At 70.9% G+C, this 19,779-nt stretch carries 22 protein-coding genes; 7 read left to right on the top strand and 15 right to left on the bottom strand.

Translation table 11 applies throughout. The features are described from left to right. Positions 1–50: 50 nt before the first annotated feature. Entirely contained in the window at positions 51–569 is a 519-nt protein-coding gene (locus KZ820_RS12185) for a hypothetical protein (RefSeq protein WP_219748871.1), read from the top strand. Positions 570–694: 125 nt separating this feature from the next. On the opposite strand, the gene KZ820_RS12180 is transcribed toward KZ820_RS12185, so the two are convergent. Further along, the gene (locus KZ820_RS12180; RefSeq protein WP_219748926.1) at positions 695–1,225 is read right to left on the bottom strand and encodes a PEPxxWA-CTERM sorting domain-containing protein; all 531 of its coding nucleotides are present in this window, start codon (positions 1,223–1,225) and stop codon (positions 695–697) included. Between the two features lie 309 nt (positions 1,226–1,534). Between KZ820_RS12180 and KZ820_RS12175 the strand changes: the two genes are divergently transcribed. Further along, complete coding sequence (locus KZ820_RS12175; RefSeq protein WP_219748870.1) at positions 1,535–2,455, top strand: calcium-binding protein; 921 nt, start codon at positions 1,535–1,537, stop codon at positions 2,453–2,455. 302 nt (positions 2,456–2,757) lie between these two features. Further along, the gene (locus KZ820_RS12170; RefSeq protein WP_219748869.1) at positions 2,758–3,510 is read left to right on the top strand and encodes a ZIP family metal transporter; all 753 of its coding nucleotides are present in this window, start codon (positions 2,758–2,760) and stop codon (positions 3,508–3,510) included. A 240-nt stretch (positions 3,511–3,750) separates the two neighbouring features. On the opposite strand, the gene KZ820_RS12165 is transcribed toward KZ820_RS12170, so the two are convergent. From KZ820_RS12165 to KZ820_RS12110, 12 genes are all read right to left on the bottom strand, one after another. Further along, a complete protein-coding gene (locus KZ820_RS12165) occupies positions 3,751–4,116 on the bottom strand; it encodes a TrbC/VirB2 family protein (protein WP_219748868.1) in 366 nt (121 codons plus the stop codon). Next, positions 4,091–4,864, bottom strand: coding sequence for a TrbG/VirB9 family P-type conjugative transfer protein (locus KZ820_RS12160; protein ID WP_219748867.1), 774 nt, complete (start codon positions 4,862–4,864; stop codon positions 4,091–4,093). The genes KZ820_RS12165 and KZ820_RS12160 overlap by 26 nt, the downstream gene beginning before the upstream one ends. Before the next feature lie 54 nt (positions 4,865–4,918). Further along, positions 4,919–5,386 carry a PilZ domain-containing protein gene (locus KZ820_RS12155; RefSeq protein ID WP_219748866.1) on the bottom strand — a complete coding sequence of 156 codons (468 nt, stop codon included), beginning with the start codon at positions 5,384–5,386 and terminating at the stop codon, positions 4,919–4,921. 111 nt (positions 5,387–5,497) lie between these two features. Then, complete coding sequence (locus tag KZ820_RS12150; protein ID WP_219748865.1) at positions 5,498–5,692, bottom strand: hypothetical protein; 195 nt, start codon at positions 5,690–5,692, stop codon at positions 5,498–5,500. Positions 5,693–5,853: 161 nt separating this feature from the next. Next, entirely contained in the window at positions 5,854–6,732 is an 879-nt protein-coding gene (locus KZ820_RS12145) for a polysaccharide deacetylase family protein (RefSeq protein WP_219748864.1), read from the bottom strand. Between the two features lie 91 nt (positions 6,733–6,823). Beyond that, entirely contained in the window at positions 6,824–7,105 is a 282-nt protein-coding gene (locus KZ820_RS12140) for a DUF427 domain-containing protein (RefSeq protein WP_219748863.1), read from the bottom strand. Positions 7,106–7,152: 47 nt separating this feature from the next. After that, complete coding sequence (locus tag KZ820_RS12135; protein ID WP_219748862.1) at positions 7,153–7,608, bottom strand: globin domain-containing protein; 456 nt, start codon at positions 7,606–7,608, stop codon at positions 7,153–7,155. A 172-nt stretch (positions 7,609–7,780) separates the two neighbouring features. Beyond that, positions 7,781–8,356 carry a YkgJ family cysteine cluster protein gene (locus tag KZ820_RS12130; RefSeq protein WP_219748861.1) on the bottom strand — a complete coding sequence of 192 codons (576 nt, stop codon included), beginning with the start codon at positions 8,354–8,356 and terminating at the stop codon, positions 7,781–7,783. Between the two features lie 52 nt (positions 8,357–8,408). After that, complete coding sequence (locus KZ820_RS12125) at positions 8,409–8,885, bottom strand: cupin domain-containing protein (protein WP_219748860.1); 477 nt, start codon at positions 8,883–8,885, stop codon at positions 8,409–8,411. A gap of 101 nt (positions 8,886–8,986) precedes the next feature. Beyond that, positions 8,987–9,685 carry a DUF2490 domain-containing protein gene (locus KZ820_RS12120; protein ID WP_219748859.1) on the bottom strand — a complete coding sequence of 233 codons (699 nt, stop codon included), beginning with the start codon at positions 9,683–9,685 and terminating at the stop codon, positions 8,987–8,989. Next, positions 9,682–11,073: a chromate efflux transporter gene (gene chrA, locus KZ820_RS12115; protein ID WP_308462208.1), complete on the bottom strand. Its 1,392-nt coding sequence runs from the start codon at positions 11,071–11,073 to the stop codon at positions 9,682–9,684. Before chrA ends, KZ820_RS12120 begins: the two co-directional genes overlap by 4 nt. Further along, complete coding sequence (locus KZ820_RS12110) at positions 11,070–11,888, bottom strand: chromate resistance protein ChrB domain-containing protein (protein WP_219748858.1); 819 nt, start codon at positions 11,886–11,888, stop codon at positions 11,070–11,072. The genes chrA and KZ820_RS12110 overlap by 4 nt, the downstream gene beginning before the upstream one ends. 157 nt (positions 11,889–12,045) lie before the next feature. On the opposite strand from KZ820_RS12110, the gene KZ820_RS12105 reads away from it, so the two are divergent. Then, complete coding sequence (locus KZ820_RS12105) at positions 12,046–13,290, top strand: SAM-dependent methyltransferase (RefSeq protein ID WP_219748857.1); 1,245 nt, start codon at positions 12,046–12,048, stop codon at positions 13,288–13,290. On the opposite strand, the gene KZ820_RS12100 is transcribed toward KZ820_RS12105, so the two are convergent. Beyond that, entirely contained in the window at positions 13,260–13,820 is a 561-nt protein-coding gene (locus KZ820_RS12100; protein WP_219748856.1) for a hypothetical protein, read from the bottom strand. The genes KZ820_RS12105 and KZ820_RS12100 overlap by 31 nt on opposite strands. 238 nt (positions 13,821–14,058) lie before the next feature. On the opposite strand from KZ820_RS12100, the gene KZ820_RS12095 reads away from it, so the two are divergent. Next, positions 14,059–14,280 (top strand): hypothetical protein, encoded by a 222-nt coding sequence (locus KZ820_RS12095; RefSeq protein ID WP_219748855.1) that lies wholly within the window; start codon positions 14,059–14,061, stop codon positions 14,278–14,280. Between the two features lie 39 nt (positions 14,281–14,319). On the opposite strand, the gene KZ820_RS12090 is transcribed toward KZ820_RS12095, so the two are convergent. Next, positions 14,320–17,214: a TonB-dependent receptor gene (locus KZ820_RS12090; RefSeq protein WP_219748854.1), complete on the bottom strand. Its 2,895-nt coding sequence runs from the start codon at positions 17,212–17,214 to the stop codon at positions 14,320–14,322. Positions 17,215–17,599: 385 nt separating this feature from the next. Between KZ820_RS12090 and KZ820_RS12085 the strand changes: the two genes are divergently transcribed. Beyond that, entirely contained in the window at positions 17,600–18,982 is a 1,383-nt protein-coding gene (locus tag KZ820_RS12085) for a glycoside hydrolase family 27 protein (RefSeq protein WP_219748924.1), read from the top strand. Between the two features lie 86 nt (positions 18,983–19,068). Further along, the gene (locus KZ820_RS12080; protein ID WP_219748923.1) at positions 19,069–19,740 is read left to right on the top strand and encodes a FadR/GntR family transcriptional regulator; all 672 of its coding nucleotides are present in this window, start codon (positions 19,069–19,071) and stop codon (positions 19,738–19,740) included. Positions 19,741–19,779: the final 39 nt, after the last annotated feature.

The following is a 19,779-nucleotide window of genomic DNA, read 5'->3' as shown; positions in this document are numbered from 1 at the left end:
GCGAGTCGTACCAGCCTTTTTGTTCACGCCCTGTTCCGTATGCTGCGGGCATGGTCGGCTCCCCGAAAACGCTGCAGGATCTTCGTCGAGTCGAGGGGGCGGTGCGCGTGACCTGCCGGGCGTGCAAGGCGGTGAAGCAGCACGACCTGGAGGAGCTGATCATCGACCGCCGCTTCCGCCGGCTCTCCATGGAGTGGGAGACGGTGCGGCACGGCATGCAGTGCCATGCGTGCGGGGCGAACGACACGCGGGTGGACGGCGTGCCGTTCGGGCAGGAGGACATGGCGCGGCGGGCGCGCCGGTCGCAGGCCTTGCTGATGAACCTGGCGCTGGCCGTGCTCGATGACGCGAGCCGACGCGCGCGGGACGAGGACGTCTGCGTGCCCGCGACCCGGTTGGCCCTGCGCGTGCTACGCCCCTACCTGCCTGACCGCGAGCTGCTGGTGACCTTCTGGATCGCGGCGGAGACCGGCCGCGGCAAGCCTCACGGGCCGGCGCTACAGGCGATGCGGTGGATCGTCACCAAGCTGGTCGACGCCGGGCATCCGGTCTGGGCGGAATTTCGGTGAGCCGCGCTCGACTAGGCTTGAGAAGGCCTGATCGAGCGATCGGGCACGCCATCGTGCGTGCCCGTTCCGCTCCCATGGAGGCTGCCGGATCGCTCCATCGGCCTGCATCGTCCATAACCCGGGTGTCAGACGAAGCGCAGCACCGTCTTACGGCGCATCGCGTAGCCGATCGCCGCGAAGCCAAGGATCATCATCGCCCACGAGGCGGGTTCAGGCACGGCAGCAGAGACCAGCTTCACGTCAACGCTATCTGCGTACCAGACTGCCGATGAGTCGGACGTGCTGTAGCTGACCCTCCCAGGGCCGAGATTGCCCGAACCTAGGCCGGTCAAGGTGAAGCCGAATTCACTCAAGCCTGGGCGAACGTAGAGGCCGAACGGCGACACCGGCGTGGTCGCTACCTGAAGGTAGTCGTAGAAGGAACCGACGTAACTGACCTGAAGCGGGTATCCGAGCGTCGACGAGTCGATCGCCGAGCTGACGAGCCCTCTCTCAGTGTCGACGATCACGGTGAGCAGCAGTGACAGCTCGTCGTACGGCGAGATCGTGTTTTCAAACGACGTGAAACGCGTCGCCGTCACGCTGATGGTCCGCTCAAAAACGGTCGCGCTCGACACGCCCGGCAGAAAAGCGGCGCTCGCAAAAGCAAGCTGCATCAAGCGATGTCTCACAGGCAATCCTCTAGAGGCCCCAAGCAATCCGGCGTTTGTCTCACGCCCGGCTCGGTGCGCCAACGTACAAAGCTTACAGTTGGGCGAGTCAGACGCCTCCTTGCCACAGCGTCGCACAGCAAGTCGGCAGCGCTCATTCTCTCAGTTGTGAGAAACTCCCTACTCTGCCGCAAATAAGGGTAGCGAACGAGTTACCCGCTTTGACACGCTTTCGAGCTGAGTGGCATCTTCTAACGTCCTCGCGCCGATTCGGCGACTGCTGAGTAGCCGGTAACCTGGGCGGGGAGGAAAGCGATGATCGGCAAAGTCATGATCGGCACGATCTACAGCGATGAGCTACGCGGCGGAAGCGGTGACGACGACATATACGGCGGAGCGGGGGTCGACTACCTGTCCGGCGGTGATGGCAACGACTTCATTCTTGGTGGCGCCGACGTCGACTACATCAACGGTGATGCAGGTGATGATCACCTCTTTGGCGGAGAGGGCAATGACTCGATCACAGGCGGGTTTGGCGCTGACATCCTTTCGGGCGATGACGGTGACGACTACCTCATTGGATCGGACGGCAACTTTTCAGATACGAGCTTCGATCGGCTGCTTGGCGGCGCCGGAAACGACACACTTTGGAGCATCAGCCCCGGGCTGCTAGACGGCGGCTCCGGTATCGACACTGCGAGCATAAACCGCACGAACAGCGCGATCGGATTGAAGATCGATTTCACGTCACCTGATAGGGTGCAGACGCTGGCGGATGGCACGATCATCACTGGCATCGAGATCGCCGGGTTTGCCGGAGGCAACGGCAATGACGTGATCCAAGGCGGCAACTATGGCAATGTCCTTTACGGCGGCGGTGGCTCGGATCAGCTCTGGGGCGGCGCGGGAATCGACGTCATCGGTGGCGGGGCGGGTAAAGATCGCCTGGTGGGAGGCGGAGGAGCCGACGTCTTCACGTTCTCGTACGGCGACAATCGTGATCGGATCATCGATTTCGTTCAAGGCGAGGACAAGATCGATCTTTGGCATTTCACGTACGCGACCTTCGACAAGGTGCTAGCGGCGACCTCCCGGGACGCGACAACCGGCATGGTCACTATCGATATGTCGCAGTTCGGCGGCGCGCCGAAGGATGCGATAGAGATACTCACCGATCCCTCCAAGCCGTTCGCCTTCACAGCCGCTGACTTCAGCCTCTTCTCCTGGTGGACCTAGCAGCGAAACGGCGCCCGGTCGCCGCGATAACATGGGCGGTGCGGCGTTGGGGATAGCGCCAGGCGACAGCGCGCAGCGGTCTGGAAGCCTCCGCTACCGTCACCGCCACTAACCGGCAGGTTGCGCGTCACCACGCATCGTCCCGCCAAGCACTAACCGGCGCCAATCATGCGGGCAGATACGAGCGCCCTCCGAAGCGAATGTGTAAGTTTCTCTAGATCAGAGACTTTCCGACGCCGGAGCCTTCTGCGCGTGCTCATCGTTCGGCGGCTGTCATCCTCTGCGAGCGGGCGCGTGCCAGTATGTGGGAAGCCTTCTTCTGGGGTCTGGTCGGGGGCTCCGCGCTCGTCCTCGGCGCCGCGATCGCGTACGTCGCCTCGCTGCCGCAGCGACTGATCGCATCCATCATGGCGATCGGCTCTGGCGTGCTGATCTCTGCCGTCGCCTTCGACCTGATGGATGAGGCCTTCGAGCGAGGTGGCTTTGACTCCACCGCCGCCGGCTTCCTCGGCGGAGCGATCGTCTACACCGCTGCGAACATCATCGTCTCCCGGCGCGGCGCTCGGCATCGCAAGCGCTCAGGCTCGAACCCGGACGAGAGCCAGCCTGACGCGCAGAGCAACTCTGGCGCTGCCATCGCCATAGGTGCGCTGCTCGACGGCATCCCAGAGTCAGTGGTGATCGGCGTGAGTCTACTCGGCGGAAGCGGCGTCAGCGCGGTCACCGTCGGCGCGGTCTTCCTGTCGAATGTGCCCGAAGGATTGTCGAGCGCGGCCGGCATGAAGGCGTCTGGCCGCGGCGCGGCGTACATCTTCGGCGTGTGGGGCGGGATCGCGCTTGCCTCAGCGATCGCTGCGTTGGTCGGCAACGTCGCGCTCGCGGGTAGCAGTCCGGACGTCATCGCTGCTGTGACCGCTGTGGCCGCCGGTGCGATCCTGGCTATGCTGGTCGACACGATGATCCCGGAGGCGACAGAGGCCACGCACGACTATTCCGGGCTGATCGCGGTTGTCGGCTTCCTCGCCGCCTTCGTGCTGTCGAAAAGCGGGGGCTGATCGCGGTAGCGAGGCTTGCTCGTCCTTTCTTCGCGCTGCGAAGCAGCTGACGTAAGGCTTCCGGCCTTGAAGCGCGCGGCTCTGGCAACGACGCTGTTACAGCATCGAGATCGGCGGGCAGCGCGGCATGCAGGCGCAGCCCTATCGATGGGCCGGTTCCCGCTTCCGGACGGCCGCGCCCGCGCTCGATAGCGGCGCCATGTATCGCGTGTGGGACCCCCTTGCCCTCGACGGCGCGTCTCACCGCACCGGCACCGCGGCGCCGGCGTAAGGGTCGTATTCCTCGGGCTGCGCGGGCGCGGCGAGCCGCGGGGGCGGTGCGGCCGTGAGGTCCACGACCGCCTCGCGCTCGGGCGCCGCCGCGGCGGCGCGCAGCAGCCCCGCCGCGACCGGGCCGGCACCGAAGATCAGGAAACAGCCGAGCAGCGCGCGCCCCGCGCGACGCAGCGGCAGCCGCCCCTGCAGCAGCAGCAGCCCGAGCGCGGCGACCGCCAGCGTCGCCGCGCCGGCGGCGAGCTCGCCGGTCGCGACCGCGCCGACCCATGCGGCCGCGTCCGCCAGCGGTGCGCCCGGCGCCGGGTCAGCGAGCGGCGGGGTGACGATCATCGTGTCGCGCCGGGCCGGAGGGAGCGGCGGCGGGCGGCAGCCGCGCCGCGCGCGCGCGCTGCCGGTCGAGCCGGAAGACCAGCTCGGCGACCACTTCGTCCAGCACGAAGAACGTGCCGCGCATGTTGCCGTTGAGCAGCGTCTCGGTGCCGCGGTCGCGGCGATAGACCGCGGGCAGCGGCCCGTCCGCGGGCCATTCGATGAAGGTGCGGGTGCCGTCGTCGCTGATCGCCGTCGGGTAGAGCGCGCGTTGGCCGCTCAGCCGATAGTCCGCGATCATCGGCCCCGTCGCCGCGACACTGCCGCCCGGCAACCCGCCGGCGCCCGGCCCGGCCGGGTAGCGGAAGCGGATCGCGAAGGGCAGGTCACCGCCGGGCTCCGCCACGCCGACCAGCTCGAAATGATAGCGCCGCACGTCGGTGGCCACCGTCATGTTGGTCGGCGCGTCGAGCTGGAGCGGCTTCACGAGCAGCAGGTTGCCCGCCTTGTTCGCGGTCACCTGCCAGGCCGCGCCGTCGCCCAGCGCGATGGTGCCGACCCGCTCGTCGGAGGCGAGCTCGATCGTCACCTGATAGCCCGGCGCGGCGCGGACTCGGACGACCTGGTCGTCGCGGTAAGCGATCGACTGGATCCGCGAGTCGCCGGTCTGCGCGCCGACGGGCGCGGCGAATGCCAGCGCGACGGCGCAGCGCAGCGTGCGGCCGAGGCCGCCGCCGGCTCGCCCACCGATCCCCGCCCCTCGCCCCACCGCCTCGTCCCGATCGCGCCGCTCTCTCTCTTATAGACGCGTCGCGCGCGCGCCTCAGATCGCGGCGATGAAGGTGATGATCGCGATCCAGCTCAGCGCGCAGAAGCCGGCGATCAGCAGGAAGCGCGTGCGGATCGGCAGCTTCTCGACGTCGGGCACGTCGGCGTCTGCGTCGAAGACGTGGAGCGGCCGGTCGTCGGACAGCGCCACCACCGGCGTGTCCTCGCCGACGCGCGCGAGCAGGCTGGGGGGCACGTGGCTGATGAAGGCGCAGCCGTAGCCGGTGCGGGTGCGGCGCACGACCAGCGCCTCGACCCGCCCCAGCCCCGCGATGCCGAGCGAGATCAGCTCGCCGACGCTCACCTCCTCGGGCGTGACGATATGGCAGCCCGAGAGCGAGATCTGGTCGACCACCACGTCGAGCGGCACCTGCGACGCGCCGCGCAGCGTCGTCGGCGCGTCCGTGTCGTACCGCTCACCGGCGCGACGCGTGCGATAAACTCGGGCGGCGACCTCGATCATCTCTCTCCTATCCGCTATGGAATAGGGCTGAACTCCTTACCTTAACATTCCGTAGTTTACGTCGAGATGCCGGCCGGAACGGACGGCGCGGCCCGGCCGTCAGCGTCGTGCTCAGACCGGCTTGGCGCCGGGCGTGCCGCATTTGGCGAACTGGCCCTTGGCGTTCTTGCACTTGGTCGCCTTGGCCGGGGCGGTGGCGCATTTGACGAACTTGCCGGTCTTGGGATCCTTGCACGGCGCGGCGAGCGCGGGCGCGGTGCCCGCGAGCAGCGCGGCGGCAGCGACGACGAAAGAGAGCGAACGCATCGGACCATCCTCCCGCCCGATCATCGGGCGCCGATGATGCTACGCTTAGTTAACGCCCACTCAACCTAAATCATCGCGTGCCGACAGCGACCTAGCTTCGCCGCGCGCGGCGGGAGCGCGGATCAATGCGGGGCGTATGTCGCCGGACGCCGACGCGGCGCTCACGCCGCCAGGTCGTTCGCCTCGACATGCGCCGCGATCGCGCCCGCGGTCGTCCACCAGATGCGCGGATCGTCGGCCTCGCGCAGCTCGGTCAGCACGCGCGCGAGCGCGGGCGTGCGGTGTGGCTGCCCCATGATGTAGGGGTGGAGCGCGATGCCGAGCACCAGCGGGCGGCGGTCGCACTCGGAGAGCAGCTGCGCCACCGCGGCGCGGATCATCGCGGCGAAGGTCTCGGCCTCCTGGTGGCGCGCGACGATCGCGGGGATGTCGTTGATCTCCTGCGAGTAAGGGATGGAGAGCAATCCGCCGTGGCGGGTCGAGAGCCGCGTCGGCTGGTCGTCGTGCGCCCAGTCGAGCACGTAGCGATAGCCGTGGCGTGCGAGCAGGTCGGGGGTGCGCTCGCTCTCGGAGATCCACGGGCCGAGCCATCCGGTCGGGGTCACGCCGAGCGCGGCCAGCCGCTCGGTCACCCGCGCGATCATCGCCGCCTCGCCGCGACGCCCCATCTCGCCCTGCGCCTGCGCGTTGCTGGCACCGTGCGCCGCGATCTCGTCCCCGCGGTCACGACAGGCCTCGGCGAGACCGGGGCAGAGATCGAGCACCTCGGCGTTGAGCAGCGCGGTGGTGCGCAGCTCCAGTCGATCGAACAGGTCGAACAGGCGCCACGCGCCAACGCGATTGCCATAGTCGCGCCAGGCGTAGTTGAGCACGTCGGGCTCGCCCTGCGCCGGGGCGAGCTGCGCACCCAGCCCCTCACCGAAGCGGAACACCTCGTGGTTGACGCCCAGATAGATCGCGAGCCGGCGGCCGCCGGGCCAGTCGTAGACGGGGCGATCGACGATCGGGCGATAGGCATAGCGGTCGTGGTGATGGCTCATGCGCCGCCAACGCGCGAGTAGGCGTCGTGGCGCGTGGTGCTTGACCGCCCGTGTTCGCCTGCGCGCGCCGCCGACGCGACGCCGTCGCGGGTCAGCCGACCGTGACGCCCTTCCAGAAGGCGATGCGATCGCGGATCGCCGCCGCCTCGGGCTTGGGATCGGGATAATACCAGGCAGCGTCGATGTTGTCGGCGCCGTCGACGCTGAGGCTGTGGTAGTGCGCGACGCCCTTCCACGGGCAGATCGAGGTCGTGTCGCTCGGGCGCAGCAGCGCGGCGTCCACCGCCTCGGCGGGGAAATAATGGTTCCCCTCCACCACGACGGTGTCGTCGCTGCGCGCGATCAGCGCGCCGTTCCACCGAGCCTCGACCATCCGCTGTCTCCCGTCGACGACCTAGGTCGGCACGCCGGTCGTCACCGTCAAGGCTTGCGCTCGGCCGCGGGAACGGGCGGGTCGAGCATCGCCTGCGCCACGGCGGCGTAGAGCGCCTCCCAGGCGGTGCGGGTCGCGGCGTCGAAGCCGTCGCCCGCCATCTCGGCGAAGGTGTCGAGCAGCACCTCGCCGACATAGGCGTAATGGTGCGTCAGCACGCCGTAGCCGACGTGGCGCTGGCCGAGCTCGGCCAGCGCGGCGCGCGCCGCCCCGGGTTGGGCCTCGGGCTGGTCGAGCTGCGCGATCAGCGCGTCGACGGTGAGGCGGAACACGCTGATCTGGCGCGTCAGGTCGTCGGGGAACAGCGCGCGGGTGAAGGGATGGCGCTCCAGCAGCCGGTGATAGAAGCGCGCCGAGTAATCCTGCTCCAGCCGCGTGATGGCGGCGTAGCTGGCGCGTACCAGCACCACCTGCGCGGGCGACAGCGCGACCGGCGCGCTCATCGCCGGCCGGACCGGTGCGCGCGGCCGCGGGGGACGCCCGGCGGGTCGCGCGTGATCGGGCAGCTCGGCTCCAGCATGGCGCCACGCTACACCGCCCGATCGACTCGATCAGTAACGTGGGTGAGGAGAAAATTTCCAACTCGGCCAAAGCGATGCCGAGCGGCCTAGACGGTTAGGGCGCCTCGTCCGGCGGCGCCGCCGCGAACGCGGCGTAGCGCGCGCGCCACGCCGCCACTTCCGCGGCGAGCGGCGCTGGCGGAGGCGTGCCGGCGAGCACGTGGCCGGCGACCTCGGCCTCGGGGTGCATCAGCATCTTGCGCGCGCCGTCGCTGAACCACACCGGGACGAGGCGGTCGCACAAAGCATCGAGCACCGCGGCGGCGGTGCCGTCCTCGATCGCGCTGCTGCCCTCGAGCCGCCGCACCGTGATCGCGACCCCCTCGAGGCAGTTGCGCGGCGCGCGCTCGAAGCCGAGCGAGACGAGCAGCCCGGAGCGGTCGGGCCGCGCCGCATCCGGCATGGCGGCGACGCGCCGCCAGCCGCAATACCAGTCGCGGCAGATGCGCGGGCGCACCGCGTGGATGGTGCAGCCGCCCGCGCCGAGGTGCGCGCACGGCGTGTCAGCCGGCTTGCTGAAATCGGGCGAGGCGACCTTGAGCACGGTACAGCAGACGGTGCAGTCGCCGCACGTCCGCTCCGCCAGCAGCGGGCCGAGCAGCGCGGTCTCCAGGTCGGTGTCGGCGTGCATCGCCGCCCCGTGCCGCCCGGCGCGACGCGGCGCAAGGGGGGCGGCGACGACCCTAGCGCTCCGCCGGCAGCTTGGTGCCGAGCAGCACCAGGCGATCGCCCGTGATCCCGAACCAGTGCGGCACGCCCGCGGGGATCAGCAGCACGTCGCCCGGCGCCAGCGCGCGCGTGGTGCCGCCCGCGATCCGCTCGCCCTCGATCATGCCGTTGGGGCGCGTGACCGGCGCGACGAGCGTGCCGCCCGACACCAGCGTGCCCGCGCCCTCCAGCACCGTCGCATATTCCGCCTCGGCCGGGTGCACCGCGGGGCGACCGGGCTTCTTCCACACCTCGATCGCGGCGACGCGCGCGCCGTCGCGCACCAGCGGGCGCCACAGGAAGCCCTGGTCGGGGCGCATCTCGGCGAGCATCGCCGCGACCTGCGCCCGCACCGCCGCGCCGCTCGCCACCTCGGTCGTGCCCGGCGGGCTGGCGCCGACGAGCAGCGCACAAGCCGCGGCCATGGCGATCGTCCCGATGATCCGCCGCATCGCTGACCTCTCCTCTATCCTGGTGCCGCTTGTCGCACCCGCGCGCGCACCGCGCCAGGGGTCTCGCGCGCCGCCCGCCAGAGGCCTTGCACCGCCCGCGATCAGAGCCGGACGAACAAGGTCGCGCTCAGCACGTGGTTGACGCGGTCCTCGCCCGTCCGGACGATCCGCTGGTTGAGATAGCCGGGCTCGAGCCGCGCGCGCGGCAGCACCGGGAAGCCCACGCCGACGAAGGTGCGCCACTGGTCGACGCCGTCGCGCACGCCCCAGCGGGTCGCGTTGAGGTTGACGAAGCCCTCGGTGGTGCCGACCAGCTGCACCGGGCTCCCGCCGCGCACCGGCAGCTGCAGCCGGACGAACTGGCGCAGGCGCCAGCTGGTGCCGTCGCGCCCCTCGACCATGCGCTGCTCCAGCCGGGTGCGGCTGATCAGCAGCGGCGTGCCGTCGCGGTGGCGGACCGGCGCGAACTGCACCTGCTGCCACGGCCGGTGCTCGCGGCTGAGCGTGCCCCCCGCCGGGTCGGTGCGGACGAAGGCGTAGCCCGCCACCGCATGCGCGTCGCGCCCGATCCGCGCGCCGATCGCGGGGCGCAGGATCAGCTGGCTGCCACCGCCCACCTCGTCGGTGGCGCGCGCCTGCCCCTCGAGCCACAGGAACAGGTCGCCGCGCACCGGCCCCGAGGCGATCACCGCGGCCCAGGCCTGGGCGTCGTCCTCGGCGCGTGCGGGCGTCGCGGCGACGAGCCCGATCGCCCCCGTGAGCGCTGCGAGGACGGCGTGGGCGAGAGGAGAGGATCTCATGGCAATACTCCGGCGAGGTGAAGCGCGAGGCCGCCGAGCGCGCTCGCCAGCAGCGTCGCGATCACGCCCGCGCGCGTGCGGAACAGCGCGACCGCGGCGGCGAGCGCCAGCGCCAGCGCATACGGGTCGAGGGTCGCGAGCACCGGCGCGTCGAAGCGCACCGGCCCCGCGCGCACGGCCACGGTGGCGCGGAACAGCGTGTGCAGCGCGAACCACAAGGCGAGGTTGAGCACGACGCCGACCACCGCGGCGGTGATCGCCGCCAGCGCGCCGCCGACCGCGGCGTTGCCGCGCAGCCGCTCGATGAAGGGCGCGCCGAGGAAGATCCACAGGAAGCACGGCGCGAACGTCACCCAGGTGGCGAGCAGCCCGCCCAGAGTCGCGGCGAGCAGCGGCGCCATCCCGCCGGGATCGCGATAGGCGGCGAGGAAGCCGACGAACTGGAGCACCATGATCAGCGGCCCGGGGGTGGTCTCGGCGAGGCCGAGCCCGTCGAGCATCTCGCGCGGGGCCAGCCAGCCGTAATGCTCGACCGCCTGCTGCGCGACATAGGCGAGCACCGCATAGGCGCCGCCGAAGGTCACCGTCGCCATCGTCGCGAAGAAGGTGGCGACGCGCGCGAACACGTCGTCGGGGCCGCGCGCGACGCGCAGCGCCACCACCGGCACCAGCCACAAAGCGAGCCACAGCGACGCCGTGCGCAGCGTCGTGCGCCAGCCCGGGCGCGCGTGCGCGGGCAGGTCCTCGCCCAGCAGCGTGTCGGCGTCGGCCACCCCCGCGCCGCCCGATCCACCGTGGCCGCCCGGGCGGAAGGCGGTGCCGCCGCGCCGCGCCGACCACCAGCCGATCAGGCCGGCGCCCAGCACGATCAGCGGGAACGGCGCGCCGAGAAAGAAGATCAGCACGAAGGCGAGCGCGGCGAGCAGCCGCGCCGGCGTGCTGCGCAGCGCGCGCGTGCCGATCCGCGCCACCGCCTGCAGCACCACCGCGAGCACCGCGGCCTTGAGCCCGTAGAACAAAGCGGCGACGATGCCGACGCGGCCGTAGAGGACATAGACCCAGCTCAGCGCCATGATCGCGGCCGCGCCGGGCAGCACGAACAGCACGCCCGCGACGATGCCGCCGCGCGTGCGGTGCATCAGCCAGCCGACGTAGGTGGCGAGCTGCTGCGCCTCGGGGCCGGGCAGCAGCATGCAATAGTTGAGCGCGTGGAGGAACCGCTGCTCGCCGATCCAGCGCTGCTCGTCGACCAGGATGCGGTGCATCACCGCGATCTGCCCCGCCGGGCCGCCGAACGAGAGCAGCGCGATACGCCACCATATGCGGGTCGCGGCGCGCAGCGTCACCGGCGCGGGGCGCCCGGCCGCAGCGGGAACGCGCGCGCTCACGCGGTCACCGCGGCGTGCGCGGGCCGGTGCGAGCGCGCGTCGTGGCGCTCGCCCTGCGCGTCGCGGCACCAGCGATACAGCGCGTCGTAGAGCGTCAGCCCCGCCTCGAGCTGCGCGTGGTCGTCGTCGTGCAGCCGCGACAGGCCGAGCGACAGCGCGAGCAGCCCCGCCGCTTCCGGCGCGAGATCGAGCCGGTCGGTGTCGGCGCCGCGCACGATCGCGGCCAGCCGCGCGAGCGGCGCGTGGCCGACGAGCCCGAAGCCGTCGACCAGCGCGTCGAAGCTGCAGCGCTCGCCGCGGTGCGTCCACACCACGCCCTCGCCCGCGACGTCGAACGGCTCGGCGCGCTCGGCCGCCGCGACCGCCAGCACCTCGCCCGGCGCGACGTAGAGGAAGCGCGCGTCCGGATCGATGAAGCGGCGGATCAGCCAGGGGCAGGCGATCCGGTCCACCTTGGGCCGCGCGCGCGTGACCCACCAGGTGCGGCCGTCGTCGTGGCGCGGCGGCAGATGCGCCAGCGCCACCGTCGGCAGTCCCGCGCTCGCCCAGGCCGCGAAGCCGCCCTCCAGCCGCTCGGCGCGGACGCCGTCGCTCCGCAGCAGCGCGACCGCCGCGGCCGCGGCGGCACCGCCCGCCTCGTCCACCACCACGACCGCGCGGCCGGCCGGCGCGGTCGGTCGCGTCGCGACGCCGAGCACGCGCGCGCCGGGGAGGGTCGCGGCGGGCGCGTCGCGCAGGTCGAGGATCGCCGGGGCGCCGGGCAGCGCGACGAGCCGGGCGAGCGTGTCGGGGGAGATGGCGTGAAGAGCGGGCACGGTGCGTCCTCGGCAGGATGATGCAGGACGCGAACCTTCGGCTGACGCCTCATGGGGAGGTCGCAGCCCCCATGGCGCGCAATCAGCCACCGCCGTCGCGCGCTGTCAAGCCGCGCGCCGCGTTGGCAGCGCGCCGCGTCTCGGCTAGCCTGCGGCGATGCGGCTGCTCGCTTTCCTGCTGCGCCGGCTGATCCGGCGCGGCGTGCTCGTGGTGGTCGATGCCGCCGGGCGCACGCACCGCTTCGGCGAGCCCGCGCCCGCCGCGCCCGACGCGACGATCCGGTTCCGCGACCGTGCGACGCCGCGCCGCGCCGCGCTTGACCCGGCGCTGGCGCTGGGCGAGGCCTATGTCGACGGGCGCATGGTGATCGACGGCGACGATATACGCGGCTTCCTCGACCTGATCGGGCGCAACACCCACTGGGACGACGACGCCGCCGCCGACCTGCGCTGGTGGCGGCCGTGGCGGCGCAGCGCGCTGCTCACCGGGATCAACTGGCGCCGCCGCGCGCGCCGCAACGTCGCGCACCATTACGACCTCTCGACCGAGCTGTACGCGCTCTTCCTCGATCCCGACCTGCACTACAGCTGCGCCTATTTCGACGCGCCCGACGCCACGCTGGAGCAGGCGCAGGCGGCCAAGCTGCGCCACATCACCGACAAGCTCGCGCTGCGCGCGGGCGACCGCGTGCTCGACATCGGCTGCGGCTGGGGCGGTCTGGCGCTCTACCTGCACCGCGTCGCCGGCGTCGAGGTGCTGGGGATCACCCTCTCCGAGCAGCAGCTCGCGGTGGCGCGGCGGCGCGCGGAGGAAGCCGGGGTGGCGAACCATGTCCGCTTCGAGCTGCTCGACTATCGCGACGTGCGCGGAACGTTCGACCGGATCGTGTCGGTCGGCATGTTCGAGCATGTCGGGCCGCCGCACTATGGCGCCTTCTTCCGCCACTGCCGCGCGCTGCTCGCCGAGGACGGAGTGATGCTGCTCCACACCATCGGCCGCGCCGACGGCCCCGCCGCGACCGACCGCTGGCTGGCGCGCTACATCTTCCCCGGCGGCTACGTCCCCGCGCTCAGCCAGATCACCCCCGCGATCGAGGACGCGCGGCTATGGGTGACCGACGTCGAGACGCTACGCCTGCATTACGCGCTGACGATCGACCGGTGGCTCGCGCGCGTCGAGGCCGCGCGCGAGGCGATCGAGGCGCTCTACGACGCGCGCTTCTATCGCATGTGGCGCTTCTACCTGGCGGGCGCGCTGGTCGCCTTCCGCCACGACGGGCACCTCAACTATCAGATCCAGCTCACCCGCCGCCGCGAGGCGCTGCCGCTCACGCGCGACTATATGATGCCGCCCGGTGCTCAGCGCGCTGCTCAGCCCGCGATCGGCGCGTCGGGCTTGTAGCCGGCGGTGGCGATGACGCTGCCGTCGGGGTTGCGGCCCTCGCGGTAGAAGGCGCTGACCTTCTGCCGCTCGGCCCAGGTGAGGCTGTCCCAGTCCTCGCGGTCGTTGCTGGGGTGGCGACCGGGGACGCGCTGGCGCTGCGCCGGCTCCGCGCCGCGCGCCGGGCGCGCGCGCTCGGCCTGGCGCGCGCGCAGCGCCTCGTCGAGCTCGCCCGCCTCGACCGCCCGCTCGAGCGCGTCGAGGAAGGCGGCGAACACGCCCTCGGGCAGGTGATTGGTGGCGGCGCCGTTGAGCGGCAGCACGTCGCCGCCGATCTTGACGGTGAGCGCGACCACGCCGTTCTGCACCTGCCACCAGCGACTGCCGACGCGCGCGCCGTCTCCCGCGCGTGCGGCGAACTGCTCGCGCGCGCGGCGGATGCCGTCGAGCAGCGGGCGGCGTGCCTTGGCGGGATCCTCCGCCTTGGCGGCGAAGGCCTCCGCCAGGCCATTATTGTCGATGAAGCCGGCGAGTGAGTCCAAGATTGCCAAATGCGCCTCCGTGCCCCGCAGCGCCAGCTAGGCCGCGAACCTTACCGAGAGGTCAACGGATCGAGCGTCACGCGCCGCGCCGCGACGCGGCGACGGATCGCCGCCGGCCGGCGCCTCGCCGGGGGCGCGTCGGGCTGCCCTGACCCCGGCGAAGGCTGCCGCGACATGACCGAAGTTTAACGCAACACCGCGGCCGGCGGCGCGTACAACAGGGCATCACTGAACGACGGAGGTTTTCATGCGGATGCTCTCTCTTCTCGCGGTCCCGCTGGTGCTGGCCACGGCCTCGCCCGCGCTCGCCAAGGGCTGTGTGCGCGGCGCGGCGGCGGGCGGCGTGGCGGGTCATTTCGTCGGCAAGGGCCATGCGGTGCTCGGCGCCGCGGCCGGCTGCGCGGTGGCGCACCATCACTATGCCAAGCAGGCGCGCGCGCAGAAGACGGTGATCAAGACGCGCGGCTGAGCGAAGGTCCTCCCCGCAGGGCGGGGAGGACCGAAGAGGTCAGAAGCGGGCGCGCACGCCGAACAGGTAGCGCGAGCCGGTGTTCTGCAGCATCAGCAGCCGGTCCTCGATCACCGAGTAATCGTGGACGTACTGGTTGGTGAGATTGACCCCCTGCGCGTACACCTGGAACACCGGCGTGACGTCGTAGGAGACGCTCATGTCGAGCTGGCCGTAGGCGGCGCGGTTCTCGGGCCGTGACGCCGCGCCGAAACACTGGCGCAGGAACGACGAGCGCCAGTTGTACGAGGCGCGCGCCTGGAGCCCGTATTTCTCGTAGAACAGGCTGCCGTTGGCGGAGTGCGGCGACAGGCCGTTGTAGCCGCAATTGTTGGCGTTGGTGCCGCTGCCCTCCGCCCGCTCGACGTTGCTCGACACATAGGTGTAATTGCCGGCGACGCCGAAGCCGCCGAGCGCGCCGGGCAGCAGCCGGTCGAACGTGTACTGGCCGCCGACCTCGACGCCCGCGATCGAGCCGCTCTGGCCGTTGCGCGTGCGCGTGTCGAGGAAGTCGAAGCCGGCGATCGTCACCGGCAGCGTCTGGCTCTCGAGAAAGTCGGTGAACGCCTTGTAGAAGCCCGAGACGCTGACGTAGCTCACGTCGGTGATGTAATATTCGAGCGAGACGTCATAGTTGGTCGACTTGAACGGGCGCAGCGCCGGGTTGCCGCCGCTAGAGGTCGCGTTGGTCAGCCGCCCGCCGTAGCTGTTGTCGACGCCGAGCGAGGTGAGCGTCGGCCGGGTCACCGTCTTCGACACCGCGGCGCGCGCGAGCATCTTCGGCGTGATCGCATATTTGATGTTCGCCGAGGGCAGGAAATCGGTGTAGCTGTTGCGGACGCTGATCGCCTGCGGGTCGGTGTAGACGAAGTTCAGATTGTCGTCGCCCGGGTTGACGAAGATGCGCACGATCTGCTGCCCGAACCCGGCCGAGCGCAGCCGCGTGCTGACGAAGCGCCCGCCGATGTTGCCGGACCATTCGTCGCCCTTGAAATTGGCGTTGAGATAGGCCGCGACCACCTTCTCCTCGACGTCGAGCCGCGCGTTGGGCCGGTCACGCCGGCCATAGGGACCGCCCGCCAGCGCCTCGACGCGCGCCGCCTCGGCCGCCTGCTCCTCCGCGGTGCGCCCCTGGCGCGGGCGCACGAGGTTGGCGGGATCGGACAGGAAGGCGAAGATGTCCTCCTGGTTGAAGGTGAAGAAGTCCTTCGGCAGCGCGTCGCTGCCCGAGGCGCCGGGCAGGAAGTTGCCGAGCGAATAGGCCTGGACGAGGTTGGACGGGATCGGGATGTCATAGCCGCAATAGGTGCAGACCGTGTCCGAATTGTCCGAGCGGGTGCGCACCTTGCGGCGCTGGTTGTAGGAGGCGCCGAACATCAGCGATTGCAGGATGCCGCGGTCTGCGGTCCACTCGCCGTCCGCGTGGAACTCGCTGCCCTTGTCGCTCACGCGCGTGAGGTCGTTCTGCGCGAAATGCGCGCGCAGCAGGCTGGCGTCGGTGATCGGGCCGAGGTTGGTGAGGCCCGGCAGGTCGTTCTCCGGGTTGAGATCGAACCGCACCGACGTCTGCGCCAGCGAGCCGACGACGACGAACTTGTACGGGTTGCGCTGCGTCGCCTTGGTGGTGGAGGCGTCGAGCTTGAGCTTGAGCTGGTCGGAGACGTCCCAGGCGAGGTTGGCGCCGACCTGGTAGCTCTCGGTCTCGCGCTGGCTGGTCCAGACGATATTGTCGTTCTGCTGCCGCGTCACGCGCGTGTCGGACACGCCGGGCACCGGCTCGAGCAGCCCGGGGTTCGCGGCGAGGAAGTTGGAGCCGGGGCGGTTGAAGCCGGTGACGGTGTTGTTCGCGTCGGTCTCGACGCCGACGAAGCGCTCGGTGAAGAAGTCACCGTAGCGCCGCGTGTACTGCGACACGTTGAACTGCGAGTAGATGCCGTCGACCGTCAGCAGCAGCCGGTCGGTCAGCTGCCCCTGGATCGAGCCCGCGACGTTGATCCGCTCGCGCGTGTCTTCCTCGCGGTCGAAATTATACTCGCGCGGGATGTGGATGTCGTTCGGGCTGTCGACGAGCGCGTCGGTAGTCAGGCCGGTCGAGCTGGCGGTGCCGTCGATCAAGCCCTGCGACCCCAGGATCCAGCCGCCGATCCGCGCCGAGTCGAGCTGGCTCTTGCGGTTGGTGTAGGAGGCCGAGAGCAGGGCGCCGAAGGTCTTGTCGGGGTTGGTCCAGGAGACGATGCCCGAGAAGTCGGGGCTCACCTTGTCGGCGAGCGAGTCATAGATGCCGCCCGCCGCGAGGGTGGCGTGGAAGCCGGCGCGCCCGTCGAGCGGTCGCGCGGTGACGACGTTGACGGTCGCGCCGATGCCGCCTTCCTGGAGCTGTGGCAGCGAGGTCTTGTAGACGTCGACGCGCTGGATGAGGTTGGACGACAGCACGTCGAACGAGAATTCGCGCCCCGGATTGTCGGTCGCCATGATGCGGCCGTTGACCAGCACGGTGTTGAACTCGGGGCCGAGGCCGCGGACGGTGATGAACTGGCCCTCGCCGCCCGAGCGATCGATCGCCACGCCGGTGATGCGCTGGAGCGAGTCGGCGATGTTGGTGTCGGGGAACTTGCCGGTGTCCTCGGCGGTGATCGAATCGACGATGTTCTCGGCGTTGCGCTTGGTGGCGAGCGAGGAGCGCAGGCTGCTGCGGATGCCGGTGACGACGATGTCCTCGACCCCGTCCTGCGGCGCCGCGCCGGGCGGCGTCTCGGACGGGCCCTGCGGCTCGGCGGGCGTGTCCGCCTGGGGCGTGCCGGTGGGGGCGACCGAGTTGGCGTTTGACGATTGCGCCATCACTGGCGACGCGGCGCAGGCGAACAGCGCCGCGCCCGCGAGCAGACGAGCTCTCATGATCCTCTCCCGATGTGCGGGGTCTTCTGCCCTCGCCCGATTGATCATCTTGTATGAGTAGTGGGGTGTCAAGCGATCCGGGTTACCCGCTTCGGTCAATTCAGACGACGGTCGCTGGGACCTGCCGGGGGCGAGAAGCGGACACATCCTCCTCGCCCGGGGGAGGAGGATCGCCGGCAGCGGGTCGGTCGCGGAGGGGACACTCCACGAAGCGCAACGCCTGCGGGAGCCCCCTTCCAGCGACCTGCGGCCGCCGCTCCTATGCCGGCGCCGATCGCCCCTCGCGAACACTCTCGACAATTGTTTGAGTATTGATACGCTCGGCCGCGAGATCGTGGGCAGGGAGCCGGTCACCGGCCAGCCGCCGCGCGAGCGGGAGGAGAGGATGATGGACGAGGTGCGACTCAGCCGGCGCGCGATGCTCGCGGCGGGGCTCGGCGGTGCCGCCGTGACCGCGCTGCCGGCGACGGCGCAGCAGGTGCCGGCGGCGGCCGACGCGCCCAAGGGTTCCGGGGCCGCGCTCGCACCGCGGCCGCCGATGGGGTGGAACAGCTGGAACAGCTTCGCCACCACGATCACCGAGGCGCAGGCGCGCGAGACCGCGGCGATCATGCGCGAGAAGCTGCTGCCGTTCGGCTACGACGTCTTCACCGTCGACATCCAATGGTATGAGCCCAACGCCACCAGCTACGAATACAACAAGATCGCCACACCGACGCTCGACGCGAACGGCCGCGTCATCCCCGCGTCCAACCGCTTCCCCTCGAGTGCGGACGGCTCGGGCTTCACCCGGCTCGCCGCGGCGGTGCACGCGATGGGGATGCGCTTCGGCATCCACGTGATGCGCGGCATCCCGCGCGAGGCGGTGAAGCGCAACCTGCCCGTGTTCGGCACCAGGCTGCGCGCCGCCGACGTCGCCGACACGTCGAGCATCTGCCCGTGGAACCCCGACATGTACGGCGTCGACATGAGCAAGCCCGGCGCCCAGGCCTATTACGACAGCGTCTTCGCGCTCTACGCCTCCTGGGGCGTCGACTTCGTCAAGATGGACGACATGAGCCGCCCGTACGACTCGCACGCGCCCGAGATCGAGGCGGCGCATCGCGCGATCCAGCGCTGCGGCCGCCCGATCACGCTCAGCCTCTCGCCCGGCGAGACCCCGGTGGCGCGCGGCGCGCACGTCCGCGACTTCGCGCAGATGTGGCGGATCAGCGACGATTTCTGGGACGAATGGGCGATGCTGGAGGCGCAGTTCACCCGGCTCGAGAATTGGAATCAGTGGCGCCGCCCCGGCGGCTGGCCCGACGCCGACATGCTGCCGCTCGGCCGGCTCGCTCTGGGCAAGCGCGACACCAAGTTCACCCCCGACGAGCAGCGCACGCTGATGACGCTATGGTCGATCGCGCGCTCGCCGCTGATCATGGGCGGCGACCTGCGCCACCTCGACGCGCCGACGCTGGCGCTGCTCACCAACCGCGAGGTGCTGGCGGTGAACCAGGCGAGCACCGACAATCGCCCGCACTTCATCGCCGACGGCACGCGGATCTGGTCGGCGCGGCCCGAGGGCAGCCGCGACCATTATGTCGCTCTGTTCAACACCACCGACAAGGCGAAGGAGGTGGCGTTGCCGCTGCGCGAGCTGGGCCTCACCGGCGCGGTGCGCGTGCGCGACCTGTGGTCGGGGCACGACGACGGCAGCGCGAGCGGGCGGCTCGCGCGCACGCTCGCCTCGCACGGCGCGGGCCTGTATCGGCTGTCCGCGGCGTGACGGAGGAGAGAGCGGTGAACGAGCTACCCGGTCAGGAGGCCGCGCTGCAGTCGACCGGACGGCGCTGGCGCGGCGCGATCGGCAACATGCTGGGGCGCGCGATCCTCTCGGGCGAATATGCGCCGGGCGACGTGCTGCCCGGCGAGGTCGTCTTCGCCGAGACCAACGGCGTCTCGCGCGGCGCCTATCGCGAGGCGGTGCAGGGGTTGATCGCCAAGGGGCTGGTGGAGAGCCGCCCCAAGACCGGCACGCGCGTGCTGCCGCGGCGGCGCTGGAACATGCTCGACCCCGACGTGCTCGCCTGGGCCTTCGCCGACAAACCCGACATGGCGCTGCTGCGCAGCCTGTTCGAGCTGCGCTCGGTGGTGGAGCCCGCCGCCGCCGCCTTCGCCGCCGAGCGCCGCGACCGGGAGGATCTCAAGGCGCTCAAGGACGCGCTGGGGCGGATGCGGCGGCACACGCTGTCGACCGAGGCGGGGCTCACCGCCGACCGCGACTTCCACGGCGCGATCCTCGCCGCCTCGCGCAACGACGCGCTGGTGACGCTGTCGGCGGGGATCACCGCGGCGGTGGCCTGGACCACCCAGCTCAAGCAGCGCGACCGCGCGCTGCCGCGCGATCCGATCCCCGAACATGCCGCTGTGTATGACGCGATCGCCGACGGCGACACCGTCCAGGCGGCGGCGGCGATGCGCCGGCTGGTCGACCTCGCACTCGCCGACACGCGCGCGGCGCTCACCGACGCGATCGAGGGGTGAGTCTCACTTCGGCACGATTACGTCCGAAATGTGTCTGAC

The organism is Sphingomonas citri (genome assembly GCF_019429485.1).
GTDB lineage: Bacteria > Pseudomonadota > Alphaproteobacteria > Sphingomonadales > Sphingomonadaceae > Sphingomonas > Sphingomonas citri.
The sequence above is the reverse complement of the archived record's forward strand: the minus strand, read 5'-3'. Positions and strand labels throughout refer to the sequence as shown.